The organism is Pseudobacillus sp. FSL P4-0506, assembly GCF_038003025.1.
Classification (GTDB): Bacteria; Bacillota; Bacilli; order Bacillales; family Domibacillaceae; genus Pseudobacillus.
The window spans coordinates 926,124-939,456 of sequence record NZ_JBBOOI010000001.1 but is presented as its reverse complement, the minus strand read 5'-3'; the positions used below and the strand labels follow the sequence as shown (position 1 = coordinate 939,456).

The 13,333-nt window shown below is 45.3% G+C and carries 14 protein-coding genes and 1 pseudogene; all 15 read right to left on the bottom strand.

Annotated features, from left to right (window positions below):
* Positions 1–9: 9 nt before the first annotated feature.
* Positions 10–561: a DUF1641 domain-containing protein gene (locus tag MKZ02_RS04570; RefSeq protein ID WP_120035099.1), complete on the bottom strand. Its 552-nt coding sequence runs from the start codon at positions 559–561 to the stop codon at positions 10–12.
* A gap of 23 nt (positions 562–584) precedes the next feature.
* On the bottom strand, positions 585–1,778 hold the full coding sequence (locus tag MKZ02_RS04565) for an NAD(P)/FAD-dependent oxidoreductase (protein ID WP_340852107.1): 1,194 nt from the start codon (positions 1,776–1,778) through the stop codon (positions 585–587).
* Positions 1,779–2,061: 283 nt separating this feature from the next.
* Positions 2,062–3,003, bottom strand: coding sequence for a malate dehydrogenase (gene mdh / locus MKZ02_RS04560; RefSeq protein WP_340852104.1), 942 nt, complete (start codon positions 3,001–3,003; stop codon positions 2,062–2,064).
* A 20-nt stretch (positions 3,004–3,023) separates the two neighbouring features.
* Positions 3,024–3,407, bottom strand: a complete 384-nt coding sequence (locus tag MKZ02_RS04555) for a BMC domain-containing protein (protein ID WP_340852102.1) — start codon at positions 3,405–3,407, stop codon at positions 3,024–3,026.
* A gap of 15 nt (positions 3,408–3,422) precedes the next feature.
* On the bottom strand, positions 3,423–3,695 hold the full coding sequence (locus MKZ02_RS04550; RefSeq protein ID WP_120035108.1) for a EutN/CcmL family microcompartment protein: 273 nt from the start codon (positions 3,693–3,695) through the stop codon (positions 3,423–3,425).
* A gap of 237 nt (positions 3,696–3,932) precedes the next feature.
* Positions 3,933–4,562: pseudogene (gene pduL / locus MKZ02_RS04545) on the bottom strand (phosphate propanoyltransferase); the annotation flags it as partial.
* A gap of 32 nt (positions 4,563–4,594) precedes the next feature.
* Positions 4,595–4,891, bottom strand: a complete 297-nt coding sequence (eutM, locus tag MKZ02_RS04540) for an ethanolamine utilization microcompartment protein EutM (protein WP_041095247.1) — start codon at positions 4,889–4,891, stop codon at positions 4,595–4,597.
* Positions 4,892–4,910: 19 nt separating this feature from the next.
* Positions 4,911–6,437, bottom strand: coding sequence for an aldehyde dehydrogenase family protein (locus tag MKZ02_RS04535; protein ID WP_340852096.1), 1,527 nt, complete (start codon positions 6,435–6,437; stop codon positions 4,911–4,913).
* A 38-nt stretch (positions 6,438–6,475) separates the two neighbouring features.
* Positions 6,476–7,129, bottom strand: coding sequence for an ethanolamine utilization microcompartment protein EutL (gene eutL / locus MKZ02_RS04530; protein ID WP_120035114.1), 654 nt, complete (start codon positions 7,127–7,129; stop codon positions 6,476–6,478).
* A 15-nt stretch (positions 7,130–7,144) separates the two neighbouring features.
* The gene (gene eutC, locus MKZ02_RS04525; RefSeq protein WP_120035117.1) at positions 7,145–8,092 is read right to left on the bottom strand and encodes an ethanolamine ammonia-lyase subunit EutC; all 948 of its coding nucleotides are present in this window, start codon (positions 8,090–8,092) and stop codon (positions 7,145–7,147) included.
* A 12-nt stretch (positions 8,093–8,104) separates the two neighbouring features.
* Positions 8,105–9,469 (bottom strand): ethanolamine ammonia-lyase subunit EutB, encoded by a 1,365-nt coding sequence (locus tag MKZ02_RS04520; protein WP_120035119.1) that lies wholly within the window; start codon positions 9,467–9,469, stop codon positions 8,105–8,107.
* Between the two features lie 18 nt (positions 9,470–9,487).
* Complete coding sequence (locus MKZ02_RS04515) at positions 9,488–10,933, bottom strand: ethanolamine ammonia-lyase reactivating factor EutA (RefSeq protein WP_259455624.1); 1,446 nt, start codon at positions 10,931–10,933, stop codon at positions 9,488–9,490.
* 144 nt (positions 10,934–11,077) lie between these two features.
* Entirely contained in the window at positions 11,078–11,572 is a 495-nt protein-coding gene (locus tag MKZ02_RS04510; protein WP_340852094.1) for a EutP/PduV family microcompartment system protein, read from the bottom strand.
* A 13-nt stretch (positions 11,573–11,585) separates the two neighbouring features.
* Positions 11,586–11,927, bottom strand: a complete 342-nt coding sequence (eutS, locus tag MKZ02_RS04505; protein ID WP_120035123.1) for an ethanolamine utilization microcompartment protein EutS — start codon at positions 11,925–11,927, stop codon at positions 11,586–11,588.
* Between the two features lie 11 nt (positions 11,928–11,938).
* A complete protein-coding gene (eutH, locus tag MKZ02_RS04500; RefSeq protein WP_120035125.1) occupies positions 11,939–13,222 on the bottom strand; it encodes an ethanolamine utilization protein EutH in 1,284 nt (427 codons plus the stop codon).
* Positions 13,223–13,333: the final 111 nt, after the last annotated feature.

Sequence of the window (13,333 nt, the reverse complement as noted above, 5' to 3'; positions counted from 1 at the left end):
TTTCTGCTTCTATTGAGTCTTTTTAGGCAATGTTTCAATCAGTGCTTGCACATAAGATAATACTCGCTGCACCGATGGATCTTTCATCCACTTTAATACGGTAAAGAGAGAAATATGCTGTGCATTCGCCTCTGCTTTTGCTTGTACTTCTTCCCATAGAGATTGACCTTTTTCCACTTTCTCACGAATCGGTTCTGTATATTCTTCCACACTATTTTGCAAATAAGCGATGGACTTTTCATCAGCTAATACATTTTCCACAAATCGAACAACTGTCTCCAGCTTTTCCATCAGTTCTAACAATAGAGGCAGTTTCTCCAGCAAACGAAGGGCAGCTTCCAGTGTGTTCATATCGATATTTATACCGTCAATCTTCTTTTTCACTTTTTCCATCGTATGTTCATCTTCCAGAACAGATTGTCCAAAGGTTAATAACTGGTCTGCCTGCTCTATCTTTGCTGTTAAATCAGGCAGTTTTTCAATCAGCTTTTGAAGAGAAGCCTGCACTTCCGGTTTGTTTAACTCATCGACCCAGTCCTGTTTTGAAATTGAAACCGTCATTTCTCTCCACTCCCTTCCCGCTGTTACATAATCCCTTTCAACATGCCATCCCAATATATAATGGGCAGCAAATCTTTTTTCATCATATACATACTGCGTCTTTCTTTCGCCTGATTGATCGGAAAAGATTCGCTCGGTATTTTTCCATATTTAAACTCCGCTAATACTAAGCTATTGTAGCCTGTTACAAGTGGACAAGAGCTATACCCATCATATGCTGCCTTCATCGGCTCTTCTTTTATGAGGGCAAGCATATTTTCCGCTACAACTGGAGCCTGCTTACGGATCGCTGCGCCGGTTTTGGACGTTGGCAGATCCGCACAATCGCCAAGGGCAAACACATTTTCATACTTATGGTGCTGAAGTGTATTTGGATGAACATCGACCCAGCCTGCTTCCCCTGCTAAAGAGCTTTCACGGATAAAGCCAGGCGCGCGCATGGGCGGAGTGACATGGAGCATGTCGTATTTCACTGTTGTTTGCTTTTTCGTATCTATATTTTCAAATACCGCTTCTTTTTGGGCTGACCGGATTTCAACTAAGTTTTCACGAAAGCGGGCATCAATTTTTTTGCGGGCCACCACTTTTTCTAATGTTTCACGGTATTTCTGAACATCAAAAATCGCCGGGTTGGCCGAACCAAAAATAACGTTTGTCTGTTCTCTCAGCCCCGTGCGGCTAAAATGATCTTCCGCCAAATACATAATTTTTTGCGGAGCTCCCCCGCATTTTACTGGTGTGGCCGGATGCGTAAACACGGCATTGCCGCCTTTAAATGTGCGGATCGCTTCCCACGTATAATCTGTATACTCATACGAATAGTTGCTGCAGACTCCGCCTTTGCCGAGGGCTTCTCTCAAGCCTTTCACGCCCTCCCAGTGGATTTCGATTCCAGCTGCTACAACTAAATAATCGTAAGAAAGAGACTCCCGATTCGCTAACTGAATCTTATTTTCTTCATGAGTAAAAGAAGCAACGGCTTGTTGTATCCAAACGGCTCCTTCCGGAATAACCTCCTCCATGCTGCGTTCTGTATCTTCTTTCTTGGCTGCTCCCCCGCCAACTAACGTCCACAGCGGCTGATAATAATGCTTATCTGCTGGATCAATAATGGCTACATCGTTCGCAAGCGATTTCATTCCATTCAACAATCTAGCAGCGGTGCTAATGCCTGCTGAGCCCCCGCCAACGATGACAATACGATAGTGTTCACTCATCTTTATCTTCCTCCCAGTTAGAATAATGACAAGTACAAGCTCTGTCCCTGTGAGTAACTCTGTGCTTATATATTCATGATAGAAGATACTTATTCGTGATACTATAGGGGGTTCCCCCTATATTTAATAGGGCCAGCTTTTTCTGAAATAAAAAAACTCCTTTGTAGAAGTTGATTTGTTAATAACAAACAAATCTTCTACAAAGGAGTTTCCACTTTGACTATTAAACTGCAAGAGGGCCTTGATTTTCTGCTCTCCTCAACCATACTGCGAATAGTTTCTATCAATTTTCCAGAATAGCCATCACTTGTTTAACGGAATGAACCGATTTATCGAGAGCAGCTTTTTCTTCAGCGGTAAGCGGCAATTCAATGATGCTTTCAATGCCTTCTCCCCCGATAATCGTCGGCACACCCAGATATAAATCCCGGTAGCCGTATTCTCCCTCCAGATAAGCAATGGATGGAAGAATTCTTTTTTTATCACGGATGATCGCTTCCGCCATTGTCACAAGAGAAGCAGCCGGAGCATAGTACGCACTTCCGTTTCCAAGCAAGTTGACGATTTCGCCGCCGCCTTTTCTTGTTCTTTCCACAATGGCTTCCAGCCGATCACTCGGGATAATTTTTTCCAATGGAATGCCTCCCGCGTATGAATAACGGACGAGGGGAACCATATCATCTCCGTGTCCACCAAGGACAAATCCAGAAATGTCTTCCACAGAGATATTTAATTCTTCGGCAACAAATGTGTTGAATCTCGCTGTATCGAGTACTCCCGATTGACCAATCACCCTGTTTTTTGGAAAATTAGTTGTTTGGTAACAAACATATGTCATTGCATCGACTGGGTTACTTAACACGAGGATAAAGCTGTCCGGGGCATATTCCTTCACCTTTTGCGAGATGGAACGCATAATTTTAGCATTCGTCGAAACCAGGTCATCACGGCTCATACCTGGCTTTCTAGCAATGCCCGCCGTAATGATTACCATGTCTGCGCCTTGAATCTCCCTATAATCAGCTGTCCCTTTAATCTTCGCATTAAACTTTTGTACAGGGCCGGCTTCCAGCAAATCGAGCGCTTTTCCTTTTGTCGGATTGCTTTGTTCAGGTGTATCAACTAGAATAACGTCTCCCAACTCTTTTTGGGCGATCATTAAAGCAGTTGTTGCCCCGGTAAAGCCTGCACCGATCACCGCAATCTTTGGACGCTTAAATGCCATGGCATTTGCTCCTTTCTACCTTATTCTTCTTTTTTAGGGGCTGGGTCAGCTTTCTTCCGATTCGTACGATTAGAAGCAGGAGCCGGCTTAACAGCAGACTTTTCTTCTATTTCAGAAGCTTGATTTAGTTGCTTTCGTCGTTGAACCATCCCATATGTTTCTTCATCCATACGGGGGATGACATGGGCAGAAACCAACTCTCCAACAAGTGCTGCTGCTTCTCTTCCAGCATCAACTGCTGCCTGGACAGCGCCTACGTCTCCTTCTACGAGAACGGTAACGAGGGCACCATCAATTTTTTCTTGATTGACTAATTCGACGTTTGCCGCTTTCAACATGGCGTCTGCCGCCTCAATTGAACCAACTAATCCGCGTGTCTCAATCATTCCAATAGCTTTTGGCATCCATCCCACTCCTTTCTACTGTTGTACAATCTCAGTGGAATCGACAATTCCAATAACGACAGCGTCAATCGGAAGAGGATTGTCCGGCATAATAAATCGGGCCGATCCTCCTTCTGTAATGATCACCTGATCACCTATGCCCGCTCCAATTCTATCAGCTGCAATAATTGGTGTATGGATAGATGAACCATCAGGATGGATAGGCTGGACAAACAATAGCTTTAATCCAGTAAGTCCATCTTCTTTTCTTGTCGCCCATACATTCCCAATAACAGTTCCCATTCTCATCTCCTCACCGCCTTACTTGTCGATCACCTGGATTTTTTTTCCTAACTCACGTGCTGTGTCTTTGGCTAAAGGGGTAACGATTGTTCCTTTTCCAACACGAATCACTTCTTCATTCATTTGTTTGACTTCATGCTGAGATAAGAGCTTGCCTTCAAAAACAGTGCTTAGCACTGGCTTTTCCTGTAGCACTACAGGAGCAGCTTGGACAGGCTGCCTTTGGCCTTCAACAATTATTTCGCCTACTTGTCCAGAGCGGATAAAGCCTGCATTGGCTTCATCAGTATCGATATGCATTTCTAAGCGGTAAGAAGGCGATACACGAATAAGTACCTTTTCAAAAGTGACCGGCCGTTCTGTTTCCGCCCTGACTTGAACGTACTGGCCATCCTGCACTTGAAAGCGCTCCGCATCCTCTGGCGCCATATGAATATGTGCCTGTGCAATAATCAATCCCTCTGGCAGATAGACACTGCCTTTCGGACCGATAACGGTAATTGGAGAAGATCCTTTAATATCACCAGATTGCCGGATCGGCGGCTTAAGTCCAAGTTTGAACGCATCTGTTTGACTTATTTCCACTTGGGTAAGATGGCGCGAAGGCCCGAGTACGCGAACCCGTTCGATCGCGCCTTTCGGACCTGATAAAATAACTGTTTCTTCTGCAGCAAACTGATTCGGCTGTGACAAATCACTTTTTTTCTTCAGTGCATAAGACGGGCCGAATAAAGCAGCCAAGTGCTGTTCAGACAGATGAACATGACGGGCCGATACAGCGATTGGAATGTGATTTGGCCTTTGTGCCAGCTCTTTTCTGCCCAACTGTTGGATTACCTCTTCCACAATGGATTGAATCCATTCTGAATCCATGAGCGTTCACCTCTCCTCTTACACTTCTTTGCTTACTCTACGATTTCTGGGGCTTTTGGCAAAATAGACTCCAATTCATTATGCGGGCGTGGGATAACGTGGACAGAATTCAACTCTCCAACACGCTGAGCAGCAGCTGCTCCTGCATCTGTTGCCGCTTTTACTGCGCCTACATCGCCGCGTACTAATACGGTAACGATACCGCCACCAACATGAACTTTTCCAACTAAGTGAACACTTGCTGCTTTCACCATTGCGTCTGCTGCTTCAATTGAAGCAACTAATCCTTTTGTTTCGATCATTCCTAATGCTGTCATTTCTCTTGCCATTTTACATTCCTCCTAATTTTTATTTGCTGTATTGTTCAATGACTTTATTGACTAGTTCCGCGACTTCTTCTACATTTACTTTTGCACTTTTTCCCATTGAAGCGATCACACTTTTTACAATCTGCTCGGTATCTGCGTTTCCTGTTGGCAAGCTGGATGATAATCCTCTTCCTTTTTTCGGAAGGTTCACCTCTTTAATTCCATAGGCCATCCGCTTAATATTGAGCAAATGACGGGCTGTGATATTGTCAGAGGTAATATTGCCACCAAATGACCCGCAGCCAAGTGTCATGGACGGGGCAAGCCCGGTCGTGCCGCCGACGGCTCCAACAGAAGATAATGTATTGACTAAAATTCTGGAGACTGGCATGTCAAGGGCAAATTCTCGTGCCAATGCGTCATCTTCTGTATGAATCGATAAGCTGTGGCCACGGCCACCTAAATCCAGAAGACGGCTGCATAATTGCTTTGCCTCGGCTTTGTTTTTTGCTGTATATAGCGCAAAAATAGGGGAGAGTTTCTCTAAAGAAAAAGGCACTTCCTTGCCAATTTCGGTTTCTTCTGCGACGAATAACCGAATGGAATCGTCAATATGAATACCGGCCAGTTCAGCAATGTATTGCGGGCTTCTGCCAACAATTTTCGGGTTGACCTTGCCAGGCACCGGAGAAATTACCTTTTCCATACGGGCCTTTTCTTCTTTATTCAATAAGTAAGCCCCATTGTTTTTTAACTCGCGCAGTGTGACAGCTAAGATGCTCTCGTCCACAATGATTGCCTGCTCTGTTGCACAAATCGTTCCGTAATCAAATGATTTGCTGTCTACAATCATAGCCACTGACTTTTCAATATTGGCTGTCTTTTCCAGATAGACCGGCACGTTTCCAGGCCCCACTCCGTAAGCTGGCTTTCCTGAGCTGTAAGCGGCTTTTACAAGCCCTCCGCCGCCTGTCGCCAAAATTAAGTGAACATCCGGATGCTTCATCAGTGACTGAGTTGCCTCCATCGATGCGTAGGATAGCCAGCCGATCAATCCCTCTGGTGCACCTGCTCCCACTGCTGCCTGCTCGCAAACCTTCAGCGCTTCAATCGTGCATTTCACCGCATAAGGATGAGGGCTAACAACGATGGCGTTGCGTGTTTTTAGCGCAATTAATGTTTTAAAGAAAGCGGTCGATGTCGGATTCGTTGTCGGAATAATAGCAGCCACTACGCCAAACGGTGCAGCAATTTCCACTACTTTCTTTTCCTTGTCTTCTCTGATGATGCCGACAGTCTTTTCATCCTTAATTGATTCATATACCGCTTTGGACCCTACTTCATTTTTTATCTTTTTATGTTCAGCTACCCCCATGCCCGTTTCCTCTACAGCCATCACAGCCAGCTCCTGAGACATGGCGAAAGCCGCATCGGCTACTGCTTTAACAATCTGGTCCACCTGTTCCTGTGAGTAAGACATATAACGTAACTGAGCTTCTTTTGCTTTCCTAACCGCTTCCCGCATTTCCTGAATGGCAAGCAAGTCGCGATCGATTGCTACAGACATACTTTCACACTCCTTCAAGGCTTTCCCTACTTAATCTGTCAGTAGCGAAGCGGATTTTTTGCCAGTTCGATAATCGTTTCCCGAAACGCATCGGCAGCTGCTCGGCAAGCTGATTGGCTTCCTGTTAACAAGCCGCCGCCATAATTCGTTTCCGAGGGAGGTTCGAACAGTTCGCAAATATCCACATCCGCTGCCTTCAATGCTGCATCCAGCCCGTAAATTGCTTCAAGAGGCGGAGCGATTAAATAGGCTAGCGCATCTCCTTCGTTAATTCCAGCTAAAGACGATAAATAGCTTCCGGTCCTTGAGACGACATGAGCGTATAATAGATGGCTTTCTTCCTCATTTAACGCTTCAAAGAAAGCGCCGGATTCAATTGTCGTCTCCACTGCTTCCAGTCCGCTTCTTACTTGCTCCGGCGTCGGTCCAGCCAGAATGCCGATCATTTCTCCAGATAATGGGCCAGACGAATAATTGGCTCCTGCATAAAAAGATTTGGCGTACACGACATCGACATCTGCGTACTTTGTCGCCTCGTCCAGTGCCGTGTAGCCAATGTCATCGCTCGTAACCGTAAACATTCCGAGGCTGCGGTGATGGCTTTTCAGCTTAAACTTTTCCGCCAAGCCTTGATCCACATTCGGAATAACCCGCACAGCGAGAATTTCAGCTTTTACACGAGGTAAGTGCATAGCTTGTTCCACCTCCTAGCCTTCTTTTTTGACGAGTGATACACCACTAGCTTGGTGTTTTAGGATTTTTTGAACGACGGTTCCGAGATAGGCACCTGCTTCAACCGGCGGAATGCCGCCTTTGTGAATATTGGAAACGACCATCCGGTCAGCTTCAATGACACCTTTTCTCGGCTTATAACACATGTAAGCACTCAGTGACTCTGCACTCACAAGACCTGGTCGTTCACCAATCAGCATAACGACCACATCAGGTGTTAGAATTTCACCGATTTCATCCATTAAAGCAACCCGGCCTTTGTCAACATAGAACGTCGTTCCTATATCGATCTTCAAGTTACTGAGCGACTGCTGTAAAGACAGGTAGACATCTTCTATATTTGCTTCCACCGCTTTAGCGCTCAATCCGTTAGAAATAACAATTTGTACCGTAGGCGAAGCTTGACAGCGTTCTTTAATTATCTCCCTCGCTTCGTCTGACAGCTGGCGGCCATAATCTGGACGACGAATATATTCTTCCTTATCCTTCACTCTCGTCTGAACAGAAAAAACGCCCAGGTTCTCTAATACATCGGGAGAGACTTCCCCGTATACCGCGTCTACTGCTGCTGCATGATCGAAACGAAACTGAAGCCATGTGCTCGTTCTTGGACGGCTGCCAGCCCGGCCAACAGCAATCCGCGATGGTGTTTTCTTGCGGAGCTCTTCAAGTTGCTGTTCCTTTTTTTCTAATTTTGCAGAATCAGAGAGCAGCTGCCTGGATACCGGATTGTCCCGCTTTGCCCGTTCCGCCTGAAGAGGTTTAAACTGAACCTTCTCCGGCCCTGATTGAACTGCTTCAGCTGGTGCAGGAGCTTTTGGCTTCTTGCTCCATAAAGAGATTTCGGGTTCTTCAGGCGGCTGTTCCTGGCTAAGCTTCTCTACAACGAGCTTCGTAATCGAAGCAATTAATTCTTCCTTCATTCCCCTCGCCCCCTATTTGAAAAATATTGTCGGATCACCTGCATATTTGCTCAGTCTGCCGTTCTCAAAAATCCCCATTTTCTCAAGCCATTCAGCAAATTCAGGAGAAGGCGATTTGCCGAGCGTCTGTCGCAATGTAGCGATGTCATGATAGCTCATTGACTGATAGTTCAGCATACAATCATCACCCATTGGAGTAGCAATAATGAAATTTACCCCCGCTGCTGTTAAGAGCACTCCGAGGTCTTCAATGTCGTTTTGATCGGCACGTATATGATTCGTATAACAAATGTCCACTCCCATTGGCAGGCCGTGCATTTTCCCCATAAAGTGGTCTTCAAGACCCGCGCGGATGACCTGCTTGTTGTTGTACAAATATTCTGGGCCAATAAAGCCGACAACCGTGTTTACAATATAAGGATTATAGTGTCTTGCAAATCCATAGTTTCTTGATTCAAGCGTCATTTGATCAATGCCGTAATGAGCTTCTGCTGATAACTCCGAGCCTTGTCCGGTTTCGAAGTAAAGACGCTCAGGACCCGAACTTGTTCCAAGTTTTTTGGCCATGTCTGCTGCTTCATGAAGGAGCGGAGCCGAGATGCCGAAGGAGCGGTTTGCCTTTTCCGTCCCAGCGATGCTTTGGAAAATCATATCAGCCGGGGCTCCTCTTTCGATGGCTTTCATTTGAGTAGTAACATGTGCAAGCACACAATTTTGTGTTGGAATCTTCCATTCCTCAATGAACTCGTGGCTCGCTTGCAACAGCCTTTTGACGCTTTCAACAGAATCGTCTACCGGGTTAATGCCGATTACCGCATCGCCAACTCCATAAGACAGACCATCCTTCAGCGAAGCAACCATTCCCTCGATGTTATCTGTTGGATGATTTGGCTGCAGTCTTGAAGCAAGTGTGCCTCGCTGTCCAATAGTAATATTACATGTAGATAAAATCTCCAATTTGCTTGCCGCATGAACAAGATCCAAATTGGACATTAACTTTGCGACGGCTGCGATCATTTCACTCGTTAGCCCCTGGCTGATACGCTTTAACTCCCTATCTCCGGTTTCGTCATCTAAAATATATTCACGTAGTTCAGCAACCGACCAGTTCTGCATGTGCTTATAAATGGGTTCATTTATATCTTTTTCAATAATGAAAGACACTTCATCTTTTTCTGCTTCAATAAGCGGATTGTTGCGAATATCAGCTAAAGTGATGTCACTTAAAACAGACTTAGCTGCTATCCGCTCTTGTACCGTTTCTGCTGCAATGCCTGCCAGCCGATCCCCGGATTTTTCCTCATTTGCTTTTGCGAAAAGATCTTTCAAATCGTTAAATTGAAAGGTCTTCCCGCCAATCGTTGTTTTAAGCTTCAATTTGCCTGCCTCCTTACTTTATGAATGGAAAGTGAGTGTTTTAATGACTACAGGCACTACTCCTGATTCAAGAACCTGGCCGATGTCCATGTAATCGCCTTGTTCCACCTCAATTTGATCGATGCACAGCACACTTTCATCCGGCTTTAACGCCTGCAATGTCTGTCCAAGAACTTTTGCATGATCACTCTGCAACGCAATAATGAACGGCTGCAGTGGGTTTGGCTTTAGCCACCGGCACCTGACAAGCTCCTGGGCAATAGACTGAACATCTCTAAATTTAAGATGCGGTAAATTAGTTAAGTAGAGGACAAAATTCTGCCCCTCGTTTCTAGGGTCATATATAGAAATGGCTTCTTCCATGCCGCTGCGCAACTTGGTTACCCCCGTTGAAGCTTCCCCTTCAAATGAAACTTCAAAGACCGGAAGATTTTTTTGAGGAAGCTGACTGCGCTCTACTTGAATGGTAGCTCCGCTAATATCAGTCGTTTGCGTCCCTGCTCCAAGAACAGTCGCCCGCACTGTTTCATCTGGCCTTCTCCACTCATAAAGCTTCAGGCTCTCTTCCTTCATCATCGCTTGGGCAATCTCTATGCCGATATCATCATAAACAGCAGGAGAAGCAGTTGGATCTTCTATTTGATACATGCACTCTGATACGCCGCCAGAAAAAATAATCGCGTCAATCTCGCCGGCCCATTGCGGAGGATGGCCTAACAAGAGAACTTCATCCCCGCTTATCATCGACTTGTTCAACACCCTTCCGATGACCGCTGCCATGTATTCTGTCACCTTATGAATATCAGGATGGTCTTTATTGTCACCCTCTTGCAGCGACCAGCCTTCCTGTCGGATCAGCCTTTCAACAGGTGGGGAAATGCTATGAACCTTTTTATCTTTGAACTCAATAAGTCGACCACCGATGTGAAGTGTGCACGTACCTGCCAGCTTGCCATCTTCATAGACAGCAAGATTGGCCGTTCCACCTCCAATGTCAATGTTAGCCACTGACTTCCCTGTTCGCTTCGAGTAGTTATAGGCTCCCGAGCCTTTAGCCGCAATGATGCCTTCTAAATCTGGACCAGCAGTTGCCACTAAAAACTCCCCAGCTACAGCAGACAAGTGATGAACCGTTTCCTCTGCGTTTTGCTTTGTAGCCGTTTCTCCGGTAATAATAACAGCGCCTGTTTGAATGTCATCTGGTTTTACACCCGCTTTCTCGTACTCGCTTTTCACGATGCTCTCAACTGCGTCCATATCGATGACTGTGGAGGACACTAACGGGGTCCGGAAAATCGGACTGCGGTATAGAACTTCTTTATCGATGATTTCAATTCTTGGCACGTGTGCTCCGCCGGCCATATTCATGAGCGAAAAACGGCTGATTACTAGTTTCGTTGTGCTTGTTCCCATATCAATGCCGGCACTTAGCAACGTTTCTACATGGGATGCTTGGCTTTTCACACTTTTGCACCACCTTAAAAAAACAAAAAACGCCCCTGAGAATCCGTTTGCAACGAATTCAACAGAGGCGCCTTTGCCTGTTTCTATACTTTTGTGAATGTAATACGTTAAATATAACTAAAAAGTCATCTGTTGTAAAGGTTTTCACCTGAAAATGAAATCAAGCTGCTGGTGTGCAGCGGCATACTCCTTCATTTCCTCCAGGGAGCAGCAGGCAGCAAGATCTCGTAATACATCGATGTTTTTTCCGGAAAGGGCGGATGTCACAATAATCGGCCCTTCCGCTATCGCTTGCTTTAGTTTCTGAATCGTGCTTTCTATATTAGCAGCAGGATGATCTGCTTTCGTAATCACCCCTACCGGCAACTTGGGAATTCCAGAGCTAAATCCTGGAGGGAACACCATTTTATCTCCTGTAGCATCCTGAATATAAAAGACGTGTGTCACTTCTAAAGCTGTCGCCATGATATTTTTATAGAATAAAGGATTCTCAGTATATTCACCAGGTGTATCTACTACCCAGTCATGGTAAACAAGAGCCTGCGTCTTCACCGCTTTCACTGGTTTATTTAACAAAGCATTGGTTAACGTAGATTTGCCTGCTCCGATGGAACCGATTAACATGACTCTATTTTTCATTCCACACCTCTCCTCACGATTTGGTTATTGGTGAAGAAGTGTAACCGAGCTGTTCGGAAAGAAAGCGATTAATTTCAATCATAGCCATTTCCACTTCCGACACACTGCCAACGATGACTAAACTGCCTGTAAAACGATCGAGAAAGCCAATCGACACACTGGCGGCCTTCGTAGCAAGGTCACCGGCGATGATGACTGTCTCGCTTGGCGTCAACGTCAGTATCCCTAAGGCGCCCGCTTCCTGGATCCCGAGCTTTGTATACATATCGGGGTCCGGATTGGCAATTAAGTGGCTGAGTGTTATTTGCTTGCCAGGAACGAATTCCTGGATAAATCGTTGTTTCTCTTCACCCATTTGTCTTCCTCCTATTGTGCTGTTTCTTGCGTTTGTGTATTCCCATCTACCACTACTTCTCCCTCTTCTAAATATTCACCCGGGCGGATCGTTCCGTTTGCACGGTCCTCTTCTTCCAGACGAAGGGCAGTCGGTACCGATAACCAGTAAGCCAGACCAATAGCAACGACCCCTGCAGAAATCTTCCCGATAAGAACAGGTAAAATTAAATTAGGCTGAAAGTTAGCTGTGAAAGATAAGTGATCACCTAAAAGAAAGGCTGCACAAACGGCAAAGGAAATGTTGATCACCTTGTCTTTTGGTCTCATGTAACGAACGAGCTGGAACATGGCCAATATATTGGCAATCGTCGCAAGCAGACCCGCGCTTCCGGTTGAACTAAGCCCAATTTTTCTGCCACCTGCTTCTAACGGCTTAGCTGCATATTTACGAAGCAAATATACCATTGGGAACGCTCCAGCCAGCATGATGCCAATGTACCCTGCTGTTTCTAAAGCACGGAATTGGTCTTTCTTATCAGCCATGATTGGATCAAAGCCCCATACGCCGAATAAAGTAGAGAAAAGACCAGTAAAGATTTCGACGATAGAGAAGACTAAGACAAGTTTAATTGCTGCATCCATCACTTTCCCAAAAATCATAAAGCCGCGAATCATTGCTTTTGGGAAGAATTTCAGCCCCGCTGCAATGGCCACTACAAAAATGAGCAACGGCAATAAATTCACTAATATTTTACCGTAAGATAAAGCAAACTCGTAAGTCGAATTACTAGTTGTATCAATGACATCACGAACTTTCGTATTAAATAAAAGCGTTAAGGCACTGGCGATAAATGCTCCAATCGGGATCGTTAATACTCCTGACATCACTCCGAGTGCCATGTATTTATGGTCTCGTTTATCCAGCATGGCAAGCCCCATTGGAATTGAAAACACAATGGTCGCGCCTGCCATGTAGCCGACGATCATAGCCATGATCCATCCTTCATATGTTTCCTTTAGCACGCTTGCTAATTGGTAGCCTCCCATGTCCGTTGCCAATATGGCAGTAGCTGCGAGAGCTGGATCCGCTCCGACAGAATTAAAAAGTGGCCCAATCACTGAATCAATAAATCGGGACAAAAATGGAATAGAGGCCATAATACCTGCAGCCGGGACAAAAATATGGCCGACAGTATGAAGGCCGTTCATAAATTCTTTTCCAAGCCCTTCCTCTGGATTGCGAATAGCTGCAAAAGCTCCCAGCACGGCACAGGTCATGATAATATACACGACAATATTTCCAATCATGCTCATATAACTCGCTCCTTTTTTAATAATTTAAATAAAATGCAATAAAAAAACAGACCCCTCCCGGTGGTTTCATACCATCGTTAAGCGTCTGTGCTTAATTATTTATTCACTTGT

Excerpts from the sequence above, each read along its gene's own strand:
- mdh (WP_340852104.1), bottom strand. The coding sequence starts at position 3,003 with ATGGCATTTAAGCGTCCAAAGATTGCGGTGATCGGTGCAGGCTTTACC.
- MKZ02_RS04550 (WP_120035108.1), bottom strand. The coding sequence starts at position 3,695 with ATGAGAATGGGAACTGTTATTGGGAATGTATGGGCGACAAGAAAAGAA.
- eutC (WP_120035117.1), bottom strand. The coding sequence starts at position 8,092 with ATGAAGGAAGAATTAATTGCTTCGATTACGAAGCTCGTTGTAGAGAAG.
- MKZ02_RS04510 (WP_340852094.1), bottom strand. The coding sequence starts at position 11,572 with ATGAAAAATAGAGTCATGTTAATCGGTTCCATCGGAGCAGGCAAATCT.
- eutL (WP_120035114.1), bottom strand. The coding sequence starts at position 7,129 with ATGCACTTACCTCGTGTAAAAGCTGAAATTCTCGCTGTGCGGGTTATT.
- MKZ02_RS04535 (WP_340852096.1), bottom strand. The coding sequence starts at position 6,437 with ATGTCTGTAGCAATCGATCGCGACTTGCTTGCCATTCAGGAAATGCGG.
- eutH (WP_120035125.1), bottom strand. The coding sequence starts at position 13,222 with ATGAGCATGATTGGAAATATTGTCGTGTATATTATCATGACCTGTGCC.
- eutS (WP_120035123.1), bottom strand. The coding sequence starts at position 11,927 with ATGGGTGAAGAGAAACAACGATTTATCCAGGAATTCGTTCCTGGCAAG.
- MKZ02_RS04570 (WP_120035099.1), bottom strand. The coding sequence starts at position 561 with ATGACGGTTTCAATTTCAAAACAGGACTGGGTCGATGAGTTAAACAAA.
- eutM (WP_041095247.1), bottom strand. The coding sequence starts at position 4,891 with ATGGCAAGAGAAATGACAGCATTAGGAATGATCGAAACAAAAGGATTA.
- MKZ02_RS04555 (WP_340852102.1), bottom strand. The coding sequence starts at position 3,407 with ATGCCAAAAGCTATTGGAATGATTGAGACACGCGGATTAGTTGGTTCA.
- MKZ02_RS04565 (WP_340852107.1), bottom strand. The coding sequence starts at position 1,778 with ATGAGTGAACACTATCGTATTGTCATCGTTGGCGGGGGCTCAGCAGGC.